Here is a 19,054-nt window from a genome sequence, read left to right as displayed (position 1 = left end):
CGCGGCCAGGGCCGGGGTCATGGGCGGTACGGCCCGGTGTCCGCGCCGGGTCCGGGCCGTGGACGCGCTGTCGGGCGGCCGGCACGTGTCCGTCACGGTGCTGCGCGGGATCGCGCTCGCGCTCGGCGCGGTCCTGCCGGTCGCGGCCCTGCTGACGCTGCGGTGGCTGCGGTGCGTACGCCCCCGGCAGCCGCGCCGCCGGGAGCCCGCGCCGGCGACGACCGCGCTGTCTCCTGCCGTCGGCCCGCCCGGTGCCGCAGTCCCTCGCCGAAGCAGCCCGGCCAGGACCGACATGTCCCCGCCCCGTAGCGTGTTCCCATGAGCATGAGCGGTGGGCGGGACGGCAGTGGCCGGGAACGGCTGGTGGTCATCGGCGGCGACGCCGCGGGCATGTCCGCGGCGTCGCAGGCGCGCCGGCTGAAGGGGCCCGGCGAACTGGAGATCGTGGCCTTCGAACGCGGCCACTTCACCTCCTTCTCGGCGTGCGGCATCCCGTACTGGGTGGGCGGCGCCGTCCCCGGACGCGACGCCCTGATCGCCCGCACGCCCGAGGAACACCGCGCGCGGGGCATCGATCTGCGGCTGCGCAGGGAGGTCACGGAGATCGACGTGGCCGGACAGCGGGTACGCGCGCGTGACGTCGATTCCGGCGCCGAGTCCTGGACGCCGTACGACAAGCTCGTCATCGCGACCGGCGCACGCCCGGTCCGCCCCGACCTGCCCGGCGCGGACGCCCCCGGCGTGCACGGCGTGCAGACCCTGGACGACGGCCAGGCGCTGCTGGACACGCTGGCACGCACGCGTGGCCGCAGAGCGGTGGTCGTCGGGGCGGGCTACATCGGCGTGGAGATGGCCGAGGCGCTGCTCCGCCGCGGCTTCGAGGTGACCGTCCTCAACCGCGGCAAGGAACCCATGTCGACGCTCGACCCGGACATGGGCCGGCTGGTACACCGGGCCATGGAGGGCCTCGGCATCACCATGGTGAACGACGCGGAGGTCACCAAGATCCTCACCGGGGAGGACGGCCGGGCCCGCGCGGTCGCCACGCAGGACGCCGAGTATCCCGCGGACGTGGTGATCCTCGGCATCGGTGTCCGGCCGGAGACCGCGCTCACCAGGGCCGCGGGCCTGCCGCTCGGCGCCCATGGCGGTCTGCTCACCGACCTCGCGATGCGGGTGCGCGGCCACGAGAACATCTGGGCGGGCGGCGACTGCGTGGAGGTGCTGAACCTGGTCTCCGGCCAGGAGCAGTACATCCCCCTCGGTACCCATGCCAACAAGCACGGTCAGGTCATCGGCAGCAACGTCGGCGGCGGTTACGCGACCTTCCCGGGCGTGGTCGGCACGGCGGTCAGCAAGGTCTGCGACCTGGAGATCGCACGCACGGGTCTGCGCGAGAAGGACGCCCACCGGGCCGGTCTGCGGTACGAGACCGTCACCATCGAGTCCACCAGCCGCGCCGGTTACTATCCCGGCGCCTCCCCGATGACGGTCAAGATGCTCGCCGAGCGCCGCACGGGCCGGCTGCTGGGCGTCCAGATCGTCGGCAGGGAGGGCGCCGCGAAACGGGTCGACATCGCCGCGGTGGCGCTGACCGCGCAGATGACGGTGGACCAGATGACGGCCCTGGACCTGGGCTACGCCCCGCCCTTCTCACCGGTCTGGGACCCGGTTCTGGTGGCAGCGAGGAAGGCGGCGGCGAAGGTACGCGTTTCCTAGGCTGTTCCGCTGATCCGTGGCAGTGTGGACACGGCCGCCGGCGGCTGCTCCGCGGCGGGTTTCGCGTGCGACGCCGACGGCCGGGTGGACCGCAGCCGGTAGCTCACCGCCTCGTCCAGCGTCACCGGCCGCTGCATCTGCGAAGCGAGCCGCCCCGCTTCCTGGCCGAGGCGTGCGACGTCCTCCCAGGGGAGCCGCACGACCAGAGAGAGCTCCGCCTCACCATCGGGCAGCGCGTGCATCGGAGGAGTGATTCGCTCGTTCATCGCCTGATCCTCACGTCGGTTGACGAGAGATACGCACACTCCCCCCGCGCCGTTCACCGATTCGCCCGCCCCATGCCGGGCACTACTTCTGTGTGGTCATCCCCGTCCATGACGTGAATCCGGTGCGCCGCACCCCATGGGTGACGTACGCGCTGATCGCCGCGAACGTCCTCGTGTTCGTCACCACGCCCGGCATCGCCGGTTCCGTGGCCGGCGGCAGCGACCTGGCGCAGCTGTGCCATCTGCAGGCGTTCATGGACCACTACGCGGCGGTCCCCAGAGAGCTGATCCACCATCAGATACCCCGGCTGGTCCCGACCGGCGACGTCGGCATCGGCGCGCACGGCCCGGGCTGCGTCGTGGCCCCGCCGTCCTACGACAAGTCGCCGCCGTTGTCGGTCTTCACGGCGATGTTCCTGCACGGCAGCTGGTTGCACCTGCTGGGAAACATGCTCTTCCTGCTGATCTTCGGCAACAACGTCGAGGACCGGATGGGCCACATCCGCTTCTTCCTCTTCTACGTCGTCTGCGGTTACGCCGCCGGCTATGGCTTCGCGCTGCTCAACGCCACGTCGGGGGACCCGCTGATCGGTGCGTCGGGCGCGATCGCCGGGGTCCTCGGCGCCTACATCGTGCTGTGGCCGGGGGCGAGGGTCTGGGTCCTCGTCCCGTTCCTGATCTTCCTGCCGCTCAGGCTGCCCGCGTGGCTGGTGCTGGGATTCTGGTTCGTGCTGCAGGCGGTGTACTCGTCCGGGCACGGGGTGTCCGGGGCCGGCACGGTGGCGTACGCCGCGCACGTGGTCGGCTTCCTGGCCGGCATGCTGCTCGCCTGGCCGCTCAAGCCCGGCACCCCGCCTCCGCCGGAGCCGCGCGGCCTGCTGTTCGGCAGGCGGGCACGGCCCCGGTACACCTGGTGAGTCAGCGCGCGGTGGCGGTGTGCACGTAGTCCACGAGGCGGGTCAGCGCGTCCGGGTCGGTGTTCGGCAGGACGCCGTGGCCGAGGTTGAAGACGTGGCCCTCCAGGCCGGCGGCCGCGTCGAGCACCTCGCGGGCCCTGGCCTCGACGGTGTCCTTGCCGGTGAACAGGACCGTCGGGTCGAGGTTGCCCTGGAGCGCCTTGCCGGGGCCGACGCGGCGCTGCGCCTCGTCCAGCGGGATCCGCCAGTCGACGCCGACGACGTCCGCGCCGGCCTCGCCCATGAGCTTCAGCAGCTCACCGGTGCCGACGCCGAAGTGGATGCGCGGGACGCCGTAACCGGAGACGGCCTGGAAGACCTTCGCGGAGGCGGGCATGACCGAGCGGCGGTAGTCCGCCGGGGCGAGGGCGCCGACCCAGGAGTCGAAGAGCTGGACGGCGCTCACGCCGGCCTCGATCTGCACCTTCAGGAAGGCGGCCGTGATGTCCGCGAGGCGGTCGAGCAGGTCGGCCCACAGCTCGGGGTCGCCGTACATCATCGCCTTGGCGTTCTCGTACGTGCGCGAGGGACCGCCCTCGACCAGGTAGCTCGCGAGGGTGAAAGGCGCGCCCGCGAAACCGATCAGCGGGGTCGCGCCCAGCTCCTTGGTGAGCAGGCCGATCGCCTCGATGACGTAGGGGACGTCCTCGGGCGTGAGGTCGCGCAGCCGGGCCAGGTCGGCGCGGGTGCGGATGGGCTCCTCGACGACCGGGCCGACGCCGGGCTTGATGTCGAGGCCGATGCCGATGGCCTTGAGCGGGACGACGATGTCGCTGAAGAAGATCGCCGCGTCCACGTTGTGCCGGCGTACCGGCTGCAGGGTGATCTCGGTGACCAGCTCGGGTCGCATGCAGGAGTCGAGCATGGGGATGCCTTCGCGCACCTTGCGGTACTCGGGCAGGGAGCGGCCGGCCTGACGCATGAACCACACGGGGGTGTGCGGCACGGGTTCACGCCTGCACGCCCTGAGGAAGGCGCTGTTGTACGTGGCTGTCTGCTGCATGCTGTCGTTGGCGGTCACGTGGGCAAGTCTCGCACGACGGCGGCGGGCGACGGCGCGGGGTGTCTTGCCCTGCACAAGGCCTCGCTTCCCCTTACTCTTCCCCGCATGGCTGCGGCTCACGGACGAATGTCGGACAGCGCTGACGGAATGGACGACGTGAAGGACACCGAGGAGGCGGACCGGCGCGCGAGCACCTCGGGTCCGCAGGCTTTCCGGGCCGCGGTCGATGCCCTGCGCAGCAGCCGGCTGCGGCCGCAGGTCGAGGTGGAGCCCACGCCCGCACCGCAGCGGCTCGCCCCGTACGCGTACGCGCTGGAGGCCGTGGTGATCGACGGGGAGCAGGAGCTGGCCGACGGACGGCTGGTGCTGCTGCACGATCCGGCGGGCCATGACGCCTGGCGCGGAACGTTCCGCCTGGTGACGCTGGTGCGCGCGGAGCTGGAGCCGGAGATGGCGGCCGATCCACTGCTGCCCGAGGTGTGCTGGTCGTGGCTGACGGGTGCGCTGCAGGCGCGCGGGCTCGGTTATGGCGAGCCGAGCGGGACGATCACGCGCGCGAGTTCGCACTACTTCGGCGGTCTCGCCGACCGTCCGTCGGCCTCGCAGATCGAGATCAGGGCGTCCTGGACGCCCCGCGAGGGGCTCGCCGGGGTGCCGGACACGGCCTCCCACCTGGCCTCCTGGTGCGATCTGCTGGCCCAGGTCGCGGGCCTGCCGCCGGCTGGTCCGGGGGACGCCTCGGTGGTGACGCTGCCGCAGCGCAGGGGCCCGCAGCCACGGTGATCAGGTGAGCCGACCGGCGGGTGCCGGCGGCGTCATCCGCATGGGCGCCTTATTGACCATCCCTTTGTCGATACGGCCACTTTCCGACGCGGAATCGCATCGTCTCGGGCCGACTCGATCTTCGGATGATCGATCGTGCGTCCGAATTGCGCAGATTGTTACTCACTAGATCGTGATCATTCTCTAAAGGCGGACGAGTTTGCTGCCGAAGACGACTGTGACCTTGAAAGCACGGTTCGTCCCGGCTTCATCCCCACAAGCCGGCCCCGTCCCCCACCCAGGAGGCCTGGTGTCCGTTCTCCTCGAGCAGCCCGCAAGCCTGGTCGCCTACCGCCCGAACAAACCGACCGCCATGGTGGTCGTGGCCGACCCGCGCGTCCGCTCCACCGTCACCCGTCATCTGTGGGCTCTCGGCGTGCGCGATGTCATCGAGGCCTCGTCCATCGCGGAGGCGCGCCCCCGCATCGGCAACCCGCGCGACATCTGCGTCGCCGACGTCCACCTGCCCGACGGCTCCGGCCTGACCCTGCTGTCCGAGACCCGCGCCGCGGGCTGGCCCAACGGGCTGGCCCTGTCCGCCGCCGACGACATCGGCGCCGTGCGCAACGCCCTGGCCGGCGGGGTCAAGGGGTACGTCGTCACCGGCACCCGGACCAACATCGGCCTGCCCGCCCGGCCCGGCGCCGCCCCCCTCGGCGCCGCCCGGATGCACCGCCGCCCCCCGGGTGCCCCGAGCCACCCGGGCGGCTACCGCGAGCTGTCCGGACGCGAGGTCGAGGTGCTGCGGCTGGTCGCGGAGGGCCAGTCGAACAAGGCGATCGGCGTCTCGATGGGCCTCTCCGCCCTGACCGTCAAGAGCCACCTCGCCCGCATCGCACGCAAGCTGGGCACGGGCGACCGGGCCGGCATGGTGGCCGTGGCCCTGCGCACCGGGATCATCCACTGACCCGTCCGGAGCGCGGCCGGTTCGCTCACGTGAATCGCACCGTTCACCGGCCTGACTGGTTTACGACCCTCCCACGCCCGTCGACGGAACGTTCCGGCGACGGGCGGCGTCCGCGCACGGATACCCTTGATCTGTCCGGGCACGGCCCTGACCTGCGCGAAGAGTCATCCAGCCTGCCTCTCAGGGCACATCGGGGGCACATCGCCGAGCGCTGCTTCGACTGCGGCTCGGGTCGTGTCCTCGTCTTCCATCCAGAGGTGGGTGTACGTGTCGAGTGTGATGCTCGGCTTCGAGTGCCCCAGGCGCTTCTGGACGGTCTTCACGGACTCGCGGTGCTTGATCAGCAGACTCGCGTAGTAGTGGCGAAGATCATGCAGTGTGGTCCCGGCTGGCACCCGTTCGTCACGGCCCGCAACCTCCAGCGCGGCGTTCGCGCGCTTCACGATGCCGGACCATGTCCGTGCCCAAGGAGAGCGCTGCACGGGTCTCCCCTCCGCGTTCGGGAAGATCAGTAGCGCATTTCGCTTCACGGGCTTGCGCGGGTCGGTACGGTCCCAGACCTCCACCTCCCGTGGCGGCGATGCCGCCAGGAAGGCCGCCACGGCGTCTACAGCGGCCTTGGCCAGCGGCACGGTACGTACGGCCTCATGGGTCTTAGCCGGCCCAAGGAAGACGCCTCCTGCGCCCTTCCCGGTGATGTCGCACAGCTGCTGGTCGACCCGCACCTCACGGCGCAGGAAATCGACGTGGCGGACTTCGAGGCCGAACAGCTCGCCCTGCCTGAGGCCCGAGCAGGCCGCGAGGAGCACCAGCGCTCGCTCGCGGATGGTCGGGGCGGCGTCGATGAGTGCGCGCACGGCCACGTCGCCGGGCGGTACCACCTCGGTCCGACGCCTGGTCGGCAGCTTCACGCCGTCGCATGGAGAGGACCGAATGACACCGTCCAGCACAGCCGAACGCATGACAGTAACGATGATCGCGTACGTGTTCCGCAGGCTCACCGGGGCGAGCACCTGGGAGCGGTCCTTGATCCACGCCTTGATCTCAGACTGGCGTATGTCGGCTATCGGACGTTGCCCAAGCGCCGGGTACACGTGTGACTCCAGCCTCTGCCGGACGCTGGCCGCGGTGGAGGGCCGGTGGACAGCCGACGCCCGCCAGCGCTCGGCCACCGCCCGGAAAGTCTCTCGTCCCGCCTTGCGGTCGATGAACTCTCCCCGGTTGAGGTCTGTCTCTACGGCAGCGGCACGGGCATCAGCGTCCGGCTTGCGCGCGTAGTTCTCCTTGCACTGCTTCCCCGACGCATCCCTGTAGCGCACCTGCCAACGGTTACCTCGGCCATGGTCAGCAGACGGCACCAACACTCTCGTCTTGCTGCTGTGTACCCTGCACGGCTCTGCGCCTTCCCCGGGCCGGGACAGATGCCACCGGTCAACTACCTGGGCCATCGTCGACCTCCTCTTCCAGCACCTCGACCGCGATCGTTGCCGGAGCCGCGAACATGATCTTGGCGAGTTCTTCCTCCGTCACGTACGGCCGGTTAGTGGCCAGCCAGGACAGACCGGAGACGGGGACCCGCTTCCTGGCGACCAGCGGCGTCAGCCCGTGCATCCAGCGCCAGGCTTCCCGCCATCCGGGCACGGTGAGCCTCTCCGCCAGCCGTACCGTCTCGGTCTGGTCGCCCTCGGGGGGAAGCATCAGCGTGACCGGAGAAACCCCCAGCGCGGCGGCCAGAGCCACCAGTTCGTCAACCGTGATGCGACGCTTCTGCGTTTCGATCTTCGTGATGGTGGATGCGGTCATCGGAACGCCCAACTTGGTTACCGCTGCAGCCAGTTCGGCGGTCGTCTCACGGCGCAGTCGAGCAAGGTTCTCCGCCACCTGATCACCGACGGGTCCGCGTTCACTGTGCTTCCTCATTTCTGCCACCTAGGCAGAATCTCATCCTCTCTAGCATTCCACAAGCGACACTGGCATGCTGCTGGAAAGAGCTACGCAGGGAGGAAAGATGCCAAGCAAGCAGAAGCTCGTGACACGTGTGGAACTCGCCGAGTACCTGGGACTGCCGATCGCGACGCTCGCCCAGTGGTCCTACCGGGGCACCGGTCCGCGCTCAATCAAGGTGGGGCGTCACGTCCGCTACCGCTGGACCGACGTCGAGCGGTGGCTGGACGAGCAGAGCCGGGGAGCCGCCGCATGAGCCCCAGCCATCGCTACAAAGCCCTACTCGACGTCGATCTGTTCCCCTTTGCGCCCGTTCGGCGGGAGTTGCGCGTCCTGGACTCCGCCCCTGATGGCGCGAGGAGACACCGCCGGCCAGGGTCGTCGAGGGAGTGATCGACCTTAGGGCCACGCTGCCCGTTGTGCCCGATCGACGCCTATGCCGAAGCGCTGGCCGACGCTCTGGCGGACCTGAAACGGAACCTGCTGACCCAGCAAGATCAAGCGAAAGGAGACCGGGCCACGCCGCGCGGACCCGCAACCTGGGCATGCCAACTATGAGCCAGAACAGCAACGAGGCCGCCCCCAACGAGAGCGGCCCCGAACCCACGACCAGTGTACCGACGTCTCAGTTCCGTAGGCCGTCACCGACGCTCTGCCTGGACCACGATCAGCACGAGCCGTGCCTCCACCGCAGCCACTGGGCACAGACTGACATCCGCGAACTCACCTTCCACTCACTCGCCGCCGTCGCCGCCGAGGTAGACGCAGCAGGCCCGCCGCGCTGGCTGTTCAAGGGCGTCATCGTCGCAGGCGACTACGGCGTCATGTCGGCAGAGGACAAGGCCGGGAAGACCTGGGCGGTCATCGACGCCGCCGTGTCCTGCGCGGCCGGGCTGGCATGGTTCGTAGAGTTCGCATGCGAAGACCCGGGACCCGTCCTCGTGTTCTTCGGGGAGGGCAGCCGCAGGAAGGCCGTACGGCGCATCCGGGCGGTCGCCGAATCCAAGGGGCTCACGCGAGAACAAGCGGACGCCCTGCCCATCGTCCTGTGCTTCCGCGCGCCGCGACTGGGCAATGCCGAACACCTGGAACTCATTCGCCAGGCCGCCGCTCTGCACCGCCCGAAACTCGTCATCGTCGACCCGCTGTACCTCGCCGCAGGGGGAGCCAAGGGCAGCGACCTCTACTCGATGGGCGAACTGCTACAGAAGGCGCAGCACGTCGCCCAGGAGATCGGCGCGAGCCTGATCATCTCCCACCACTGGAACAAGGGTGGAACGGGCGACGGCCACGACCGGGCGAGTGGCGTTGGCCCCGGAGCATGGGGCCGGTTCCTCATCTCCGTCGCGGTGAAGTCCCGCCGTAGCGACCCCGCCACGGGCGAAAGCACCGTGTGCCAGAAGTGGTCGCTGCGCGGCGACGAGATCCCCGACACCGAGATGGGTCTGATTCGGCGCGTCCACGAAGAGATCCCCGGCGACCTCTCCAGTGCCATGCACTACTCCGTCCAGCGAGATGACTCGGCGACGAGCGGGAGCGGACGGCAGGACGATCTGTCCCCGGCTGAACGCAAGCTCCTGGAGGCGATGCGGACCGCTGGGCGGCCAGAAATTGTGCGGCAACTGGTCGACCGAGTAGCCGCCAAGCACGGTCACGGACTGCAACGAGAAACGTGTTCGCGGGCTCTCAACCGCCTCGCCGGAATGGGCCTGGTCGACCAGATAGCCCCGGAACGGGTCGGGATGGCCGCCCAATGGTTCGTGGTCGACGAAGCCGCAGGTCAGGTTGCGTGACCGCCTGACATCACGCGTGACCGGTCACGTGTGCGTGCGTGTGACCGGGCCTATGGGGCCGGTCACGCCATCACGCGAGCGCACGTGTGTCGATTGGGCACGCCTTACGCCGTCGCTCTCAGTGAGCCCTCCGCCATTGCTGAAGCTTTCCCCGAAAGGATCAACGAACCATGGGCCGCAGGAAGTTCAGCAAACCCCGTCGCCCTCGTAGGGATTGGACGGACCTGGAACGGGCCGCTGACGCTTACAGGTGCGGTCACTGTCACTCAACTACGAGCTGGGCGAAGTCCAAGGACGACGCCATCGGCCGTCTCACCATCCAGCACGACAGCACCTGCCCCGTCCTGGCCGGAAGCCTGTCCGATCTCCCCGATGCGGTACGGGCCGCTAACGCCACCGGTGGGATGGTCATCCTTGACGCCTCGACCGGCCAACACGTCACGGTATACGGCGACGACGACCAGAAGGCCGCGTTCATCGCCGCTCTGTCTGCGCGGGGAGATCACTTCTTCCCTCCACGACCGGATGACATCTCCGGCCATCGAGGAGGCCCGGATACGGGCGTGCAGCCGTAATATTCGCCGACGCCGACCGCGTAGTAGTTACCGGCCCGCGCCACAAACTGGTCGCAGGGGCCATCACGTATTACCTTGCGCTAAGCCGCGAAAGCGGGAGTGGTTGCCTGCGAACCATGCGACGTTCCGGGTCCATCGGAGGCGATTGAGCCCGGTGGCAGCAGCCCGGCTCATCGGGAGTTTTGGCGCGCGAAAAAATACGGATCACTGCGCGGGGTCGTCCGGTCGAGAAGCGACCTTGCACCTCCCTCCCCCCATGAGTAGGAGGTCCACGAAGCTACTTTGATGAATTTCCTGGATCCCTCACTGCCCATCGCGTGGCGTGACCGAAGGACTGAACGACGCTGAAGAGCGCAACGCGAACTTGAAGAAGCTGCGATTGCAAGCGAGCGCCAACAGGGCTGTGAGGCATCAGTCTCAGTTTGCCAACAAGCATCTTTCTGCTACTGGTCAACAAGCTCTAGCTGCGACCTCGACTGTGATGTGCGCCTGAAACCAGATGTGAGTGCTCCACCTGCTGCGCGCAAGGCGACGCCGACAGGAGCTGCCGACTCTCGCTCCCATGATCGCGGCAACACACACCGGGGGCGGGGCGCTGGCGTAGCTGAGCGATCGCGGCAGACCCGCGCCATCGACCGTTTCTCTCTCTAATGCAAAAATCCGTCCGGTCCGTACAAGAGGCTGGCCGTTCGGTTCGTGACGCGGCCCGCCAGGTCAAGGGAGGGCACGCATGCGTGGGCTCGGAGACCATCTCACAATCGGTGAGCGGATCGCTTTCCACCGGCGACGCCGCGGCTACACCCAGCAAGTCCTGGCCGGCTTGGTGGGCCGCAGCACCGACTGGTTGGCTAAGGCGGAGTCAGGCCGGCGCAAGCCTCCCCGTATCGACATGCTCGCCGAGCTGGCCCGCGTGCTCCGAGTACCACTCGGTGACCTGCTCGGGAAGCCTGTGCTGATGGAGGACGAGCGGCAACAAGACGACATACCCGCTGTCCGGGACGCCTTGATGAGCCCACGCCGCTTGTCGCGCCTGCTCTTCGGACCAGAGGCTGAGAATCAGCTCCCGACCCCCGGCCCAGTGGCACCTCGCGTCGAAGCAGCTTGGGACGACTATCAGGCCGGGCGGCTTGGCAAGGTGATCGCTGCGCTTCCGGGACTGCTTCAAATTGCACAGGGACTCGAAGATCGTGCTGTTCGCTCCACCGCAGAGCGCATGGGCTCCTGGGCAGGCTCCGCGCGCGTCCACCACCTTGCAGCAACGACCCTCGCCAAGGTGGGTGAGTCCGACATCTCGTGGCTCGCTGCTGAGAGGGCCATGAGAGCTGCCGACGAGTCGCAGGATCCATTGGTCCTGGCCTCCGCTGCCCGGTCGGGCACCCATGCCCTTCTGGCGAACGGCCGGTACGAAGACGCTCTGGAGCTGGCGATGACGGCGTCAAAGTGGCTGTCCGCTCGAATCGAGGAGAGCGATCCGGCTGCATTGAGCCTGCTGGGCATGATCCACCTCCGAGCGGCTATCGCCGCAGCTCGGCATCAGGATCGTTCGACCGCCATGAGTCTCTTGGCCCGTGCCGAGGAGCTGGCCGACCAGCTTGGCTCGGACGAGAACTACTGGCACACATGCTTCGGCCCGACGAACGTGATGCTGCACCGGCTATCGGCGGAGCTGGATCTCGACAACGTGTCGTATCTGGTGGAGCACGGTGATATCGATGTGGACCACATAGCTGCGGAGCGCAGCGTCTCTCACCGCATTGACTACGCCCGAGCCCTCTCTCTGACCGGGCGGGTGGACGACGCATTCACGGAGCTGCGCACAGCCGAGTCAACCTCGCCACAGCTCGTGCGGAACAATCCTCGTGTCCGTGACACGCTGCGCGACCTGATCAAGCAAGCTCCGGTTACGGGCGGAGCTCCTTCGTCGGAGCTGTTCATGATGGCTCAACGATGCAGGGCGGTGCAGTGAGCACAAGGAAAAGCCGGGTGTTGGGAGTCGTGGGTACCAGCGCCGGAGGAGTCGAGAGCTTGCGCACCGGGCTCGTGGAGCCGGCGCTGGCGCGGGGCTGGCGAGCGGCGGTAACACTCACACCGACGGCAGGTCGCTGGCTGCGCATGAGTGGCGAGGTCGCCCGCTTGGAAAAGCTGACAGGCCTACCCGTCCGGGATGAAGCACGGCTGCCCGGTGAGGTAAGTCCGCACCCGAAGGTGGACTGCTACGTGGTGGCCCCCGCGAGCGCCAATACGGTGGCCAAGCTCGCGACCGGCATCGCCGACAACCAAGCGCTGACACAAGTAGGGGAAGCACTCGGCACTCTCGGACTGCCCGTAGTGGTGTTCCCCAGGGTCAACGCGGCTCATGTACGCCACCCCGCCTGGAAGCGTCACATCGAGACGCTACGAGAGGCCGACGTGCACCTGGTCTACGGGCCGGAGATCTGGCCTCTGTACGAGCCACGCGAGGCGCCTGCCGGGCGCGAGTTGCCCTGGACCGCAGTACTCGACACCGTCGAAAACGTCCTGAGCTGACTCGGTTGGCGGGCTCTGAGCTGCGGTAACTACGAACCCGGACAGTTTGTCAGGGCTATGGTTCCTCGCGGCGCCGAAGCTATCTCCCGTTGTTCCCCGCCGGGCCTACCGACGCCCGTGCTGGGCCATCTGCCGCCCATGAGACGGGAGTTCGCCATGCCCCGAACGAGCATGACCCTCGGCAAGAGCCGCCTGGCCATCGAGACCGGCGCTCATGAGCCCGGTGGCACAACCATCGTGGAACGCAAAGGACTTGGTCACCCGGACACCCTCGCCGACCACCTGGCCGAGCGGCTCTCCCGTGCGTACAGCCGCTACACCGTTCACCACTTCGGTGCCGTGCTGCACCACAACTTCGACAAGCTCGCCCTCCTGGGCGGAGCCAGCGAGGTGCGCTACGGCGGCGGCGAGATGACGGCTCCGATCCGGGTCCTGATCAACGGGCGAGCGGCGCCCGCCTGCGGCGGTGAGAGCATTCCCGTACTGGAGATCGTCGAGGCGGAGGTCCGGGACTTCTTCACCGAGCGCCTCCCGGAGGTGTCAGATCACCTCGACCTCTCGTTCAACATCACGAGCAATTCGAGTCCCGGCGCCGTGCTGACCGGGGACACGGTGCCCGACCGCACCCGTTGGTTCAATCCGCGATCCATCGACGACCTGCGGGAGCGCAGGGTCCGGCTCTCGAACGACACATCCCTCGGCACCGGCTGGGCACCAGAGAACCCCTTCGAGGCGTTCGTACGAGAGCTGGTGGACCACCTCTCCGGACAGAGCGACTTCAGGCGGGCACACGCCTGGTGCGGCTCCGACGTGAAACTCATGGGCTACTGGGACGGCGAGTCCGCCGACATCGTGCTGTGCGTGCCGCAGAAGTCGCGGCATGTCGGTAGCCGGGTGGAGTACATCCGCAACGCGGAGACGGTCCTGGCCGAGTGCCACCGACTCGCCGGCATCCGGCTGCCCGGCGCCGAGGCCAGATTCCGTCTCAATGCCCGAGACATGCCTGAGAAGGACGAGCTCTACCTGACGTACACGGGAAGCTCGATCGAGTCCGGTGACGAGGGAGTCGTGGGGCGTGGCAACCGCGTTAACGGCTTGATCACGCCGTTGCGTCCGATGAACCTGGAGGGCGCCAACGGCAAGAACCCCGTCTATCACGTCGGCAAGCTCTACAACATCGCCGCGCAGCGCCTCGCGCAGCGTCTGCACGAGGCGACCGACGGACACGCCGAGGTTCACCTCGTGAGCACCACGGGGCAGCGGCTCGACGAGCCCTGGCGCATCCTCGTGCGCTTGTCCTCACCCGACGTCGAGATCGACAAGGTCCACGCGCTCGTCTCCGAGGCCCTCGACGGGTTCCCGGCCCTGACGGACGAGCTGGTCTCAGACGGGATCGTTCTGAGCTGATGACGCTGCAAACGCTCGGAGAAGTGCCGCCGGGTTGTCGGCGGCGCCTTCTCGACCACTACGGCCCAGCGGCGGAAGCCTGGCTGCGAAATGCTCCGTTCCTTCTGGCCGAGGCAGCAGAGCGCTGGAAGCTCTCGCTTACGAGCTACCACGACGCAGGACACGCCTCTGCCGTCGCACTGGCCACCGCCATCGATGAGACGCCGTTGATTCTCAAGGCGTGGTACGAGCCTCTCCGCTACCGCCACGAGACCGCCGCACTGCGTACGTGGGCCGGCGGGCCTACCGTCAACTTGATCGAGTCCGCGGATGACCTCTCCGTGGCCGCCTTGGAACTGGTGGGCGGCCGGCCTGGGGGCGCAGCCTCCATCGGACGCGAGAGGCAAATGATCGCCGCTGCAATCCACGGGCTGCATGACTTCGGCCGGAGAAGGCCACGGCCGGATCTGCCGAGCTTGGCCTACTTCCATCGGGAGATCATGCTGCCCCGTATCCGTCAGCGAGCAGACAAACTCGATCTTGGTGCTGGACGGGCGTTGGTGGAGGAGGCGTGCGCGGGACTCCCCTTACTTCGGGACGATCCCGCACGAACAACCGTTCTGCACGCTGATCTGTACCGAGAGAACGTGATCTTCGACCGTGCTGGGCATCCCCGACTGATCGATCCGCACCCCCTGGTGGGAGATGCAGCGTTCGACTGGGCCTTCTGGACGGTGTACTACGACCTCCAACACGAGGTGCCCGAGCGATTGGCGACTGCCGCGCGCATCTCACGTATCCCCGTCCCGGACATCACCCCCTGGTGTAGGGCACTCGCAGTCGACGGCTTCCTTTACTACATGGAGATCGACGACCCCGCGAAGCCGAAGATCGAGAAGGTTCTGTCCTCGTTCTTGGCCTCCGATCTGGAGGGCGATCGATGACGACGTACGTCCTCCGTCACGGCCAGACCGACTACAGCAAGCAGCACCTCGTCAACGGGGACCCGTCCCGCAACATCACGCTCAACGAAGAGGGCCTGACGTCCTGTCGGCGGCCGTGGTCTGAGCTCCCGCTCCATAGTGTGCGCACCTGGCTGGCGAGCGAGTTCCCGCGTGCCCAACAGACGGCCGCTCTGCTCACGGGCGTGCCAGCGCCAGACCTCGTCGTGGAAGCACGCCTCAACGAACTGGACTACGGAACGTTCGAAGGCGGCCCGTTCCTGGACTACGCCGCATGGCTCGACGCGCACGGCGGATCGCAACGCCCGCCAGGTGCCCGGGAGTCCCAGCGAGACGGCATCCGACGGATGCTCTCGGGGGTTCGTGCGGCGCTGGAGTACCCAGGCCCTCGCGTCCTGGTCTGTCACGGCCTTCTCGTGTCAGTCCTCCGCTGGCACCGCGACCGGACTCCGTCCGAGGCCATGCCGTTGTTCTTCCCGGAGGCCCCCTGCATCGAGCTCCTCTCGGTCCCCGACGACGTACTGCCCGACTGGATCGGAGCCCTTATGACCAATCTCGACGGGGAGGAACCACAGGATCCGGAGGCGCGCGGCAGCGCCGCGATATTGCGGATCGGACAGGGTTCGGCAGTTGCTACCTTCGACGCAGTAGCCCACTCGCCGGAGAAAAAGGAACCTCCCCATGCATGATGCCCGCGCCCTTCTCGAAATGGGTGCCGAAGCGGTTCGTCGCCTCGCTCGCCGCGGATACTCGCTGGACCTGTCGTCGCTGGAGAGTCTCCAGTCTCGGCGCAACCAGAACATCCGCTCGGCTGACGAGCTCCGGGCAGAGTCCAAGCGGGTGGCAAGCGAGGTCCAGCAGACCGCGAAGCAGGGCGGGGACATCTCGAAGCTCAAGGACCGGGCTCGCGAGATCAAGGAGCAGATCCGCGAGATCGAGGCGGATCAGGAGCAGATCCAGGAAGAGCTCCGTTCGCTCCTCCTCACCATCCCGAACCTCCCTGACGACAGGGCCCCCGACGGCGACTCCGAGGAGTTCGCGGTCGAGGTTCGGCGGGTTGGAACTCCACCGTCGTTCTCGTTCGCTCCGAAGGACCACGTCGACTTGGGCGAAGCCACCGGCATCCTCGACTTCGCCCGTGCCACGAAACTGTCGGGTCCTCGCTTCGCCGTCTCCCGCGGCGCAGGGGCGGCCCTGGAGCGAGCCCTCACCACGCTCTTCCTCGACATCCACACGCGTCGGCACGACTACGTCGAGCACTCGGTGCCTTTCCTGGTCACCCGGAAGACCATGACCGGGACCGGTCAGCTGCCGAAGTTCGAGGAAGACCTGTTCAAGACAGGCGTTGCGGATCGCGAGCTGTTCCTGATCCCGACGGCCGAAGTACCTCTGACCAATCTCTACGCCGACGAGATCATCCCGCCCGCCGAGCTCCCGGTCGCGATCACCGCGCAGACTCCGTGCTTCCGCTCGGAGGCCGGCTCGTACGGCCGCGACACCCGGGGCCTGATCCGCCAGCACCAGTTCACCAAGGTGGAAATGGTGCGGATCTGCGACCCCGAGGAGGCCGACGCCGAGCTCGAGAAGATGATCGGCCACGCTGAGGCCTGTCTGAAGGAACTCGGTATGGCGTACCGCGTGGTCACCCTCGCCGCAGGCGACACCGGCTTCTCCGCCCAGCTCACCTACGACCTTGAGGTGTGGTTCCCCAGCCAGAACACCTACCGCGAGATCTCGTCGGTCTCGAATTTCGGCACCTTCCAGGCACGCCGCGCGAACATCCGCACCCGCGGTGCGGACGGAAAGCCCAAGCTGGTCGCCACGCTGAATGGCTCGGGCCTTCCGATCGGCCGGACCATGGCTGCGCTGCTGGAACAGTGCCAGCAACAGGACGGCTCGATCGTCCTGCCTGAACCACTCGTCCCGTACCTCGGCTTCCGCCGTATCTCGGCGGACGGAACACCGGAGGCATAGTGCTCGTCGGCGTCTGCGACTTTCCAGGTAGCTACGCTTTCCCCCCTGCCGGATACGGCGGGATCGAACGATGGCTATGGGCGGTCGCAGTGGGCGCCCGAGCCGCAGGCGCCGACGTACACCTCCTCGGTCCGGGATGGCTCCCGAATTTGGAGCCGGACTGGATACGCAAGCCGGTCAGGCTCGAAGATGTCACGCCAGGCTCACTGGCTGATCGGGAACTCAAGGCCACGGGTTATGACCTTCTGGTCGTAGGTCACGAGCACCCATCGCTACCCGCCTGGGCGCGCACCTGGAGTGAGCTGGAGTGCGACGTAGCCACTTTCCAGCACTCCCCTGTGTTCCAACACACCGACACCGCATTCGACGGCAAGCGGTCACGGCTCTACTGCTACTCGCCAGAGATGATCGAGCGGTATGCAACCCATAGGCCCATCGCGGAGTTGGCTGTCCACCTTGGCCTTGACGAGGAAGAGCCCCCAGCCACACGGGGACAAGATCTTGTGTGGCTGGGCCGTATCGACGAGGAGAAAGCTCCCCACCTTGCGGCCAGGGCGGCGCAGATCCTCGGCCGCCGGATACGCATCGTCGGTCCGGTCTTCAGCAAGGATTACGTACGGAGCCACGAAAAGATCCTCACCGCCGGCAATGTGGAATTGGTCGGCGAACTCGGCGGCCCAGCCAAGACGGCCGCTATCAGGAACGCGTCCGTGTTCGTCTACACCTACGCACGTAGCTACGTGGAGGCCGGCGCGGCCGTCTTCGGCGAATCCATACGGGCCGGAACACCCATGGCAGCACTGACCTGGCGTGAGGGGACCTGCGCACAAGCCGCTCTCTGCGACCGCACGGGCACGATGGCCGTCATACCTCCCGATGTGGACGACGAGACGGCATCACAGGCCCTCGCGGAAGCGATCGAGCGCGCTGCCGAACTCGACCACGCCGAGGTACAGGAGATCGGCAAGCGTCGTTTCGATCCCACACGGCACTTCGAAGCCTTGGCGGCCCACTGATGTTGGCCGATCCGACCATGCTCGACGTAACTATCGCGCTCCGCCAAGTGCTTGGCCCAAGCTGGGAGTTCGCGACCGACGGCAGGTCCCTGGAAATCTGTCACCGTCGCCGAGGCTCGCCGTACGCTGCGCCGCGCCGGCCACCGTCCTGGACGGAGCTCCTGGCAACCTTGGAGGATGCCTTCGCTGTCCGCGGCGTTCCTCGTGATGAGTGCATCCCACTGCGCTGGGGCCGCGAGACGGAACTGGCGATCTCCGCGGTCCAGGCCCTCGATCCTTTCCTCAAGGACGGTCGTCCCGTGACCTACCGCAGCGGGTTCCTGCCCCAACCAGTGGTCCGATTCACTGGTGAGAGAGACCGCAATGGGGATCTCCTTGACGGCTACCTGACCTCCTTCGTCAACATTTCGCGCGTCCAGCCGATCCAGAGCATTAGCGAGTACGCCGAGGCCCTGGACGACTGGCTGTACGTCCTCTCGCGGCTAGGCTTCCACGCCCGGCATGTCAGCCTCTACGGCCAGCTCAAGGTCTGGCACCGCCGGCAGATCTCCGGAGTGACTCTGATGTTCCGCCACCTCAATCTCGACATCGGCGACCTCGTGCTGCTCTGGAACACCCAGAACCCTCAGCGGATGGCTGTCGACCTCGGTACGGGCCTTGAGCGCTTAGCTTGGGCACGGACGCTCCGCCCATGGGACGAACTGATCCACGATGCCCTGGCCGGAGCTGCACCCCCGCGGACCTTGGACGCGCTCCGCACGGCAACGCTACTGCTTGGACACGGCATCATGCCGGCTGCCCGTGGTGCTGGTGGGGCGGCTCGACGGGTCCTTGCCATGATCCCGTCGGAGTCGATACGTCTCGGAGTGAGCGTCGCCATCCGCTCGTCATACGAGTTCTGGACGACCGTTGCGCCGCTCACTGTCCCATGGCCCGCCATTGCCGCCAGCATCGAGCACGAAGTCACCCGTCGCTAACCGCGAGGCAGCTTCGCGAAGTTGCATCCACGCGGTCGGCATTGGAGCTGCCCGGGACCGGCGATGAGCGGCACTCTCAACTGGGCCCCTGCATCGGTCGGCGGCTATGCAGGGCACCGGCCCGATGCCAGAGGCGAGTGTCCCGTCCGCCACACATGACCGCCGTGGAGACAGCTCTGTCGCCGCTTCGACTCGCTCCTGCGCCCCCAGTTGTCAGTGGCACGTCCT

Annotated in this window: 19 protein-coding genes; 15 read left to right on the top strand and 4 right to left on the bottom strand. The window is 67.6% G+C overall.

Annotation, left to right across the window (positions count from 1 at the left end; genetic code table 11):
* Positions 1 to 19: 19 nt before the first annotated feature.
* Positions 20 to 322, top strand: a complete 303-nt coding sequence (locus ACIGXP_RS27575) for a hypothetical protein (RefSeq protein WP_399772655.1) — start codon at positions 20 to 22, stop codon at positions 320 to 322.
* Entirely contained in the window at positions 319 to 1,719 is a 1,401-nt protein-coding gene (locus ACIGXP_RS27570; RefSeq protein WP_399772652.1) for an FAD-dependent oxidoreductase, read from the top strand. The genes ACIGXP_RS27575 and ACIGXP_RS27570 overlap by 4 nt, the downstream gene beginning before the upstream one ends.
* On the opposite strand, the gene ACIGXP_RS27565 is transcribed toward ACIGXP_RS27570, so the two are convergent.
* Positions 1,716 to 1,985 (bottom strand): hypothetical protein, encoded by a 270-nt coding sequence (locus tag ACIGXP_RS27565; protein WP_363218755.1) that lies wholly within the window; start codon positions 1,983 to 1,985, stop codon positions 1,716 to 1,718. The genes ACIGXP_RS27570 and ACIGXP_RS27565 overlap by 4 nt on opposite strands.
* 92 nt (positions 1,986 to 2,077) lie before the next feature.
* Here ACIGXP_RS27565 and ACIGXP_RS27560 point away from each other — a divergent pair, with 92 nt between their 5' ends.
* Positions 2,078 to 2,902 (top strand): rhomboid family intramembrane serine protease, encoded by an 825-nt coding sequence (locus ACIGXP_RS27560; protein WP_363218756.1) that lies wholly within the window; start codon positions 2,078 to 2,080, stop codon positions 2,900 to 2,902.
* 1 nt (position 2,903) lies between these two features.
* Here ACIGXP_RS27560 and hemE read toward each other — a convergent pair whose 3' ends face one another.
* A complete protein-coding gene (gene hemE, locus ACIGXP_RS27555; protein WP_399773060.1) occupies positions 2,904 to 3,944 on the bottom strand; it encodes a uroporphyrinogen decarboxylase in 1,041 nt (346 codons plus the stop codon).
* A 105-nt stretch (positions 3,945 to 4,049) separates the two neighbouring features.
* On the opposite strand from hemE, the gene ACIGXP_RS27550 reads away from it, so the two are divergent.
* Both ACIGXP_RS27550 and ACIGXP_RS27545 read left to right on the top strand, forming a co-directional pair.
* Positions 4,050 to 4,727 carry a DUF3000 domain-containing protein gene (locus tag ACIGXP_RS27550; RefSeq protein WP_363218757.1) on the top strand — a complete coding sequence of 226 codons (678 nt, stop codon included), beginning with the start codon at positions 4,050 to 4,052 and terminating at the stop codon, positions 4,725 to 4,727.
* 289 nt (positions 4,728 to 5,016) lie between these two features.
* Complete coding sequence (locus tag ACIGXP_RS27545) at positions 5,017 to 5,673, top strand: response regulator transcription factor (RefSeq protein ID WP_069778144.1); 657 nt, start codon at positions 5,017 to 5,019, stop codon at positions 5,671 to 5,673.
* A gap of 164 nt (positions 5,674 to 5,837) precedes the next feature.
* On the opposite strand, the gene ACIGXP_RS27540 is transcribed toward ACIGXP_RS27545, so the two are convergent.
* A complete protein-coding gene (locus ACIGXP_RS27540; RefSeq protein WP_399772646.1) occupies positions 5,838 to 6,992 on the bottom strand; it encodes a tyrosine-type recombinase/integrase in 1,155 nt (384 codons plus the stop codon).
* Between the two features lie 112 nt (positions 6,993 to 7,104).
* Entirely contained in the window at positions 7,105 to 7,593 is a 489-nt protein-coding gene (locus ACIGXP_RS27535; protein WP_233477524.1) for a helix-turn-helix domain-containing protein, read from the bottom strand.
* Positions 7,594 to 7,681: 88 nt separating this feature from the next.
* Here ACIGXP_RS27535 and ACIGXP_RS27530 point away from each other — a divergent pair, with 88 nt between their 5' ends.
* The 10 genes from ACIGXP_RS27530 to ACIGXP_RS27485 all read left to right on the top strand — a co-directional run bounded on the left by ACIGXP_RS27530 (position 7,682) and on the right by ACIGXP_RS27485 (position 18,826).
* Positions 7,682 to 7,873, top strand: a complete 192-nt coding sequence (locus ACIGXP_RS27530; RefSeq protein ID WP_161174634.1) for an AlpA family transcriptional regulator — start codon at positions 7,682 to 7,684, stop codon at positions 7,871 to 7,873.
* A gap of 298 nt (positions 7,874 to 8,171) precedes the next feature.
* On the top strand, positions 8,172 to 9,410 hold the full coding sequence (locus ACIGXP_RS27525) for an AAA family ATPase (protein WP_399772642.1): 1,239 nt from the start codon (positions 8,172 to 8,174) through the stop codon (positions 9,408 to 9,410).
* A 1,305-nt stretch (positions 9,411 to 10,715) separates the two neighbouring features.
* Positions 10,716 to 11,951, top strand: coding sequence for a helix-turn-helix domain-containing protein (locus ACIGXP_RS27520; protein WP_399772640.1), 1,236 nt, complete (start codon positions 10,716 to 10,718; stop codon positions 11,949 to 11,951).
* Positions 11,933 to 12,511: a flavoprotein gene (locus ACIGXP_RS27515; protein ID WP_182729962.1), complete on the top strand. Its 579-nt coding sequence runs from the start codon at positions 11,933 to 11,935 to the stop codon at positions 12,509 to 12,511. The genes ACIGXP_RS27520 and ACIGXP_RS27515 overlap by 19 nt, the downstream gene beginning before the upstream one ends.
* 156 nt (positions 12,512 to 12,667) lie before the next feature.
* A complete protein-coding gene (locus ACIGXP_RS27510) occupies positions 12,668 to 13,918 on the top strand; it encodes a methionine adenosyltransferase (RefSeq protein WP_399772636.1) in 1,251 nt (416 codons plus the stop codon).
* The gene (locus tag ACIGXP_RS27505; RefSeq protein ID WP_399772633.1) at positions 13,918 to 14,841 is read left to right on the top strand and encodes an aminoglycoside phosphotransferase family protein; all 924 of its coding nucleotides are present in this window, start codon (positions 13,918 to 13,920) and stop codon (positions 14,839 to 14,841) included. The genes ACIGXP_RS27510 and ACIGXP_RS27505 overlap by 1 nt, the downstream gene beginning before the upstream one ends.
* On the top strand, positions 14,838 to 15,548 hold the full coding sequence (locus tag ACIGXP_RS27500; protein WP_399772630.1) for a histidine phosphatase family protein: 711 nt from the start codon (positions 14,838 to 14,840) through the stop codon (positions 15,546 to 15,548). The genes ACIGXP_RS27505 and ACIGXP_RS27500 overlap by 4 nt, the downstream gene beginning before the upstream one ends.
* The gene (serS, locus tag ACIGXP_RS27495) at positions 15,541 to 16,833 is read left to right on the top strand and encodes a serine--tRNA ligase (RefSeq protein ID WP_399772627.1); all 1,293 of its coding nucleotides are present in this window, start codon (positions 15,541 to 15,543) and stop codon (positions 16,831 to 16,833) included. The genes ACIGXP_RS27500 and serS overlap by 8 nt, the downstream gene beginning before the upstream one ends.
* Positions 16,833 to 17,849 (top strand): glycosyltransferase, encoded by a 1,017-nt coding sequence (locus ACIGXP_RS27490; protein ID WP_399772624.1) that lies wholly within the window; start codon positions 16,833 to 16,835, stop codon positions 17,847 to 17,849. Before serS ends, ACIGXP_RS27490 begins: the two co-directional genes overlap by 1 nt.
* A 170-nt stretch (positions 17,850 to 18,019) precedes the next feature.
* A complete protein-coding gene (locus tag ACIGXP_RS27485; protein WP_399772622.1) occupies positions 18,020 to 18,826 on the top strand; it encodes a hypothetical protein in 807 nt (268 codons plus the stop codon).
* Positions 18,827 to 19,054 lie beyond the last annotated feature (228 nt).

Source organism: Streptomyces sp. NPDC053069 (genome assembly GCF_044546895.1).
GTDB lineage: Bacteria > Actinomycetota > Actinomycetes > Streptomycetales > Streptomycetaceae > Streptomyces.
This window is presented reverse-complemented; position numbering and strand designations above follow the sequence as displayed.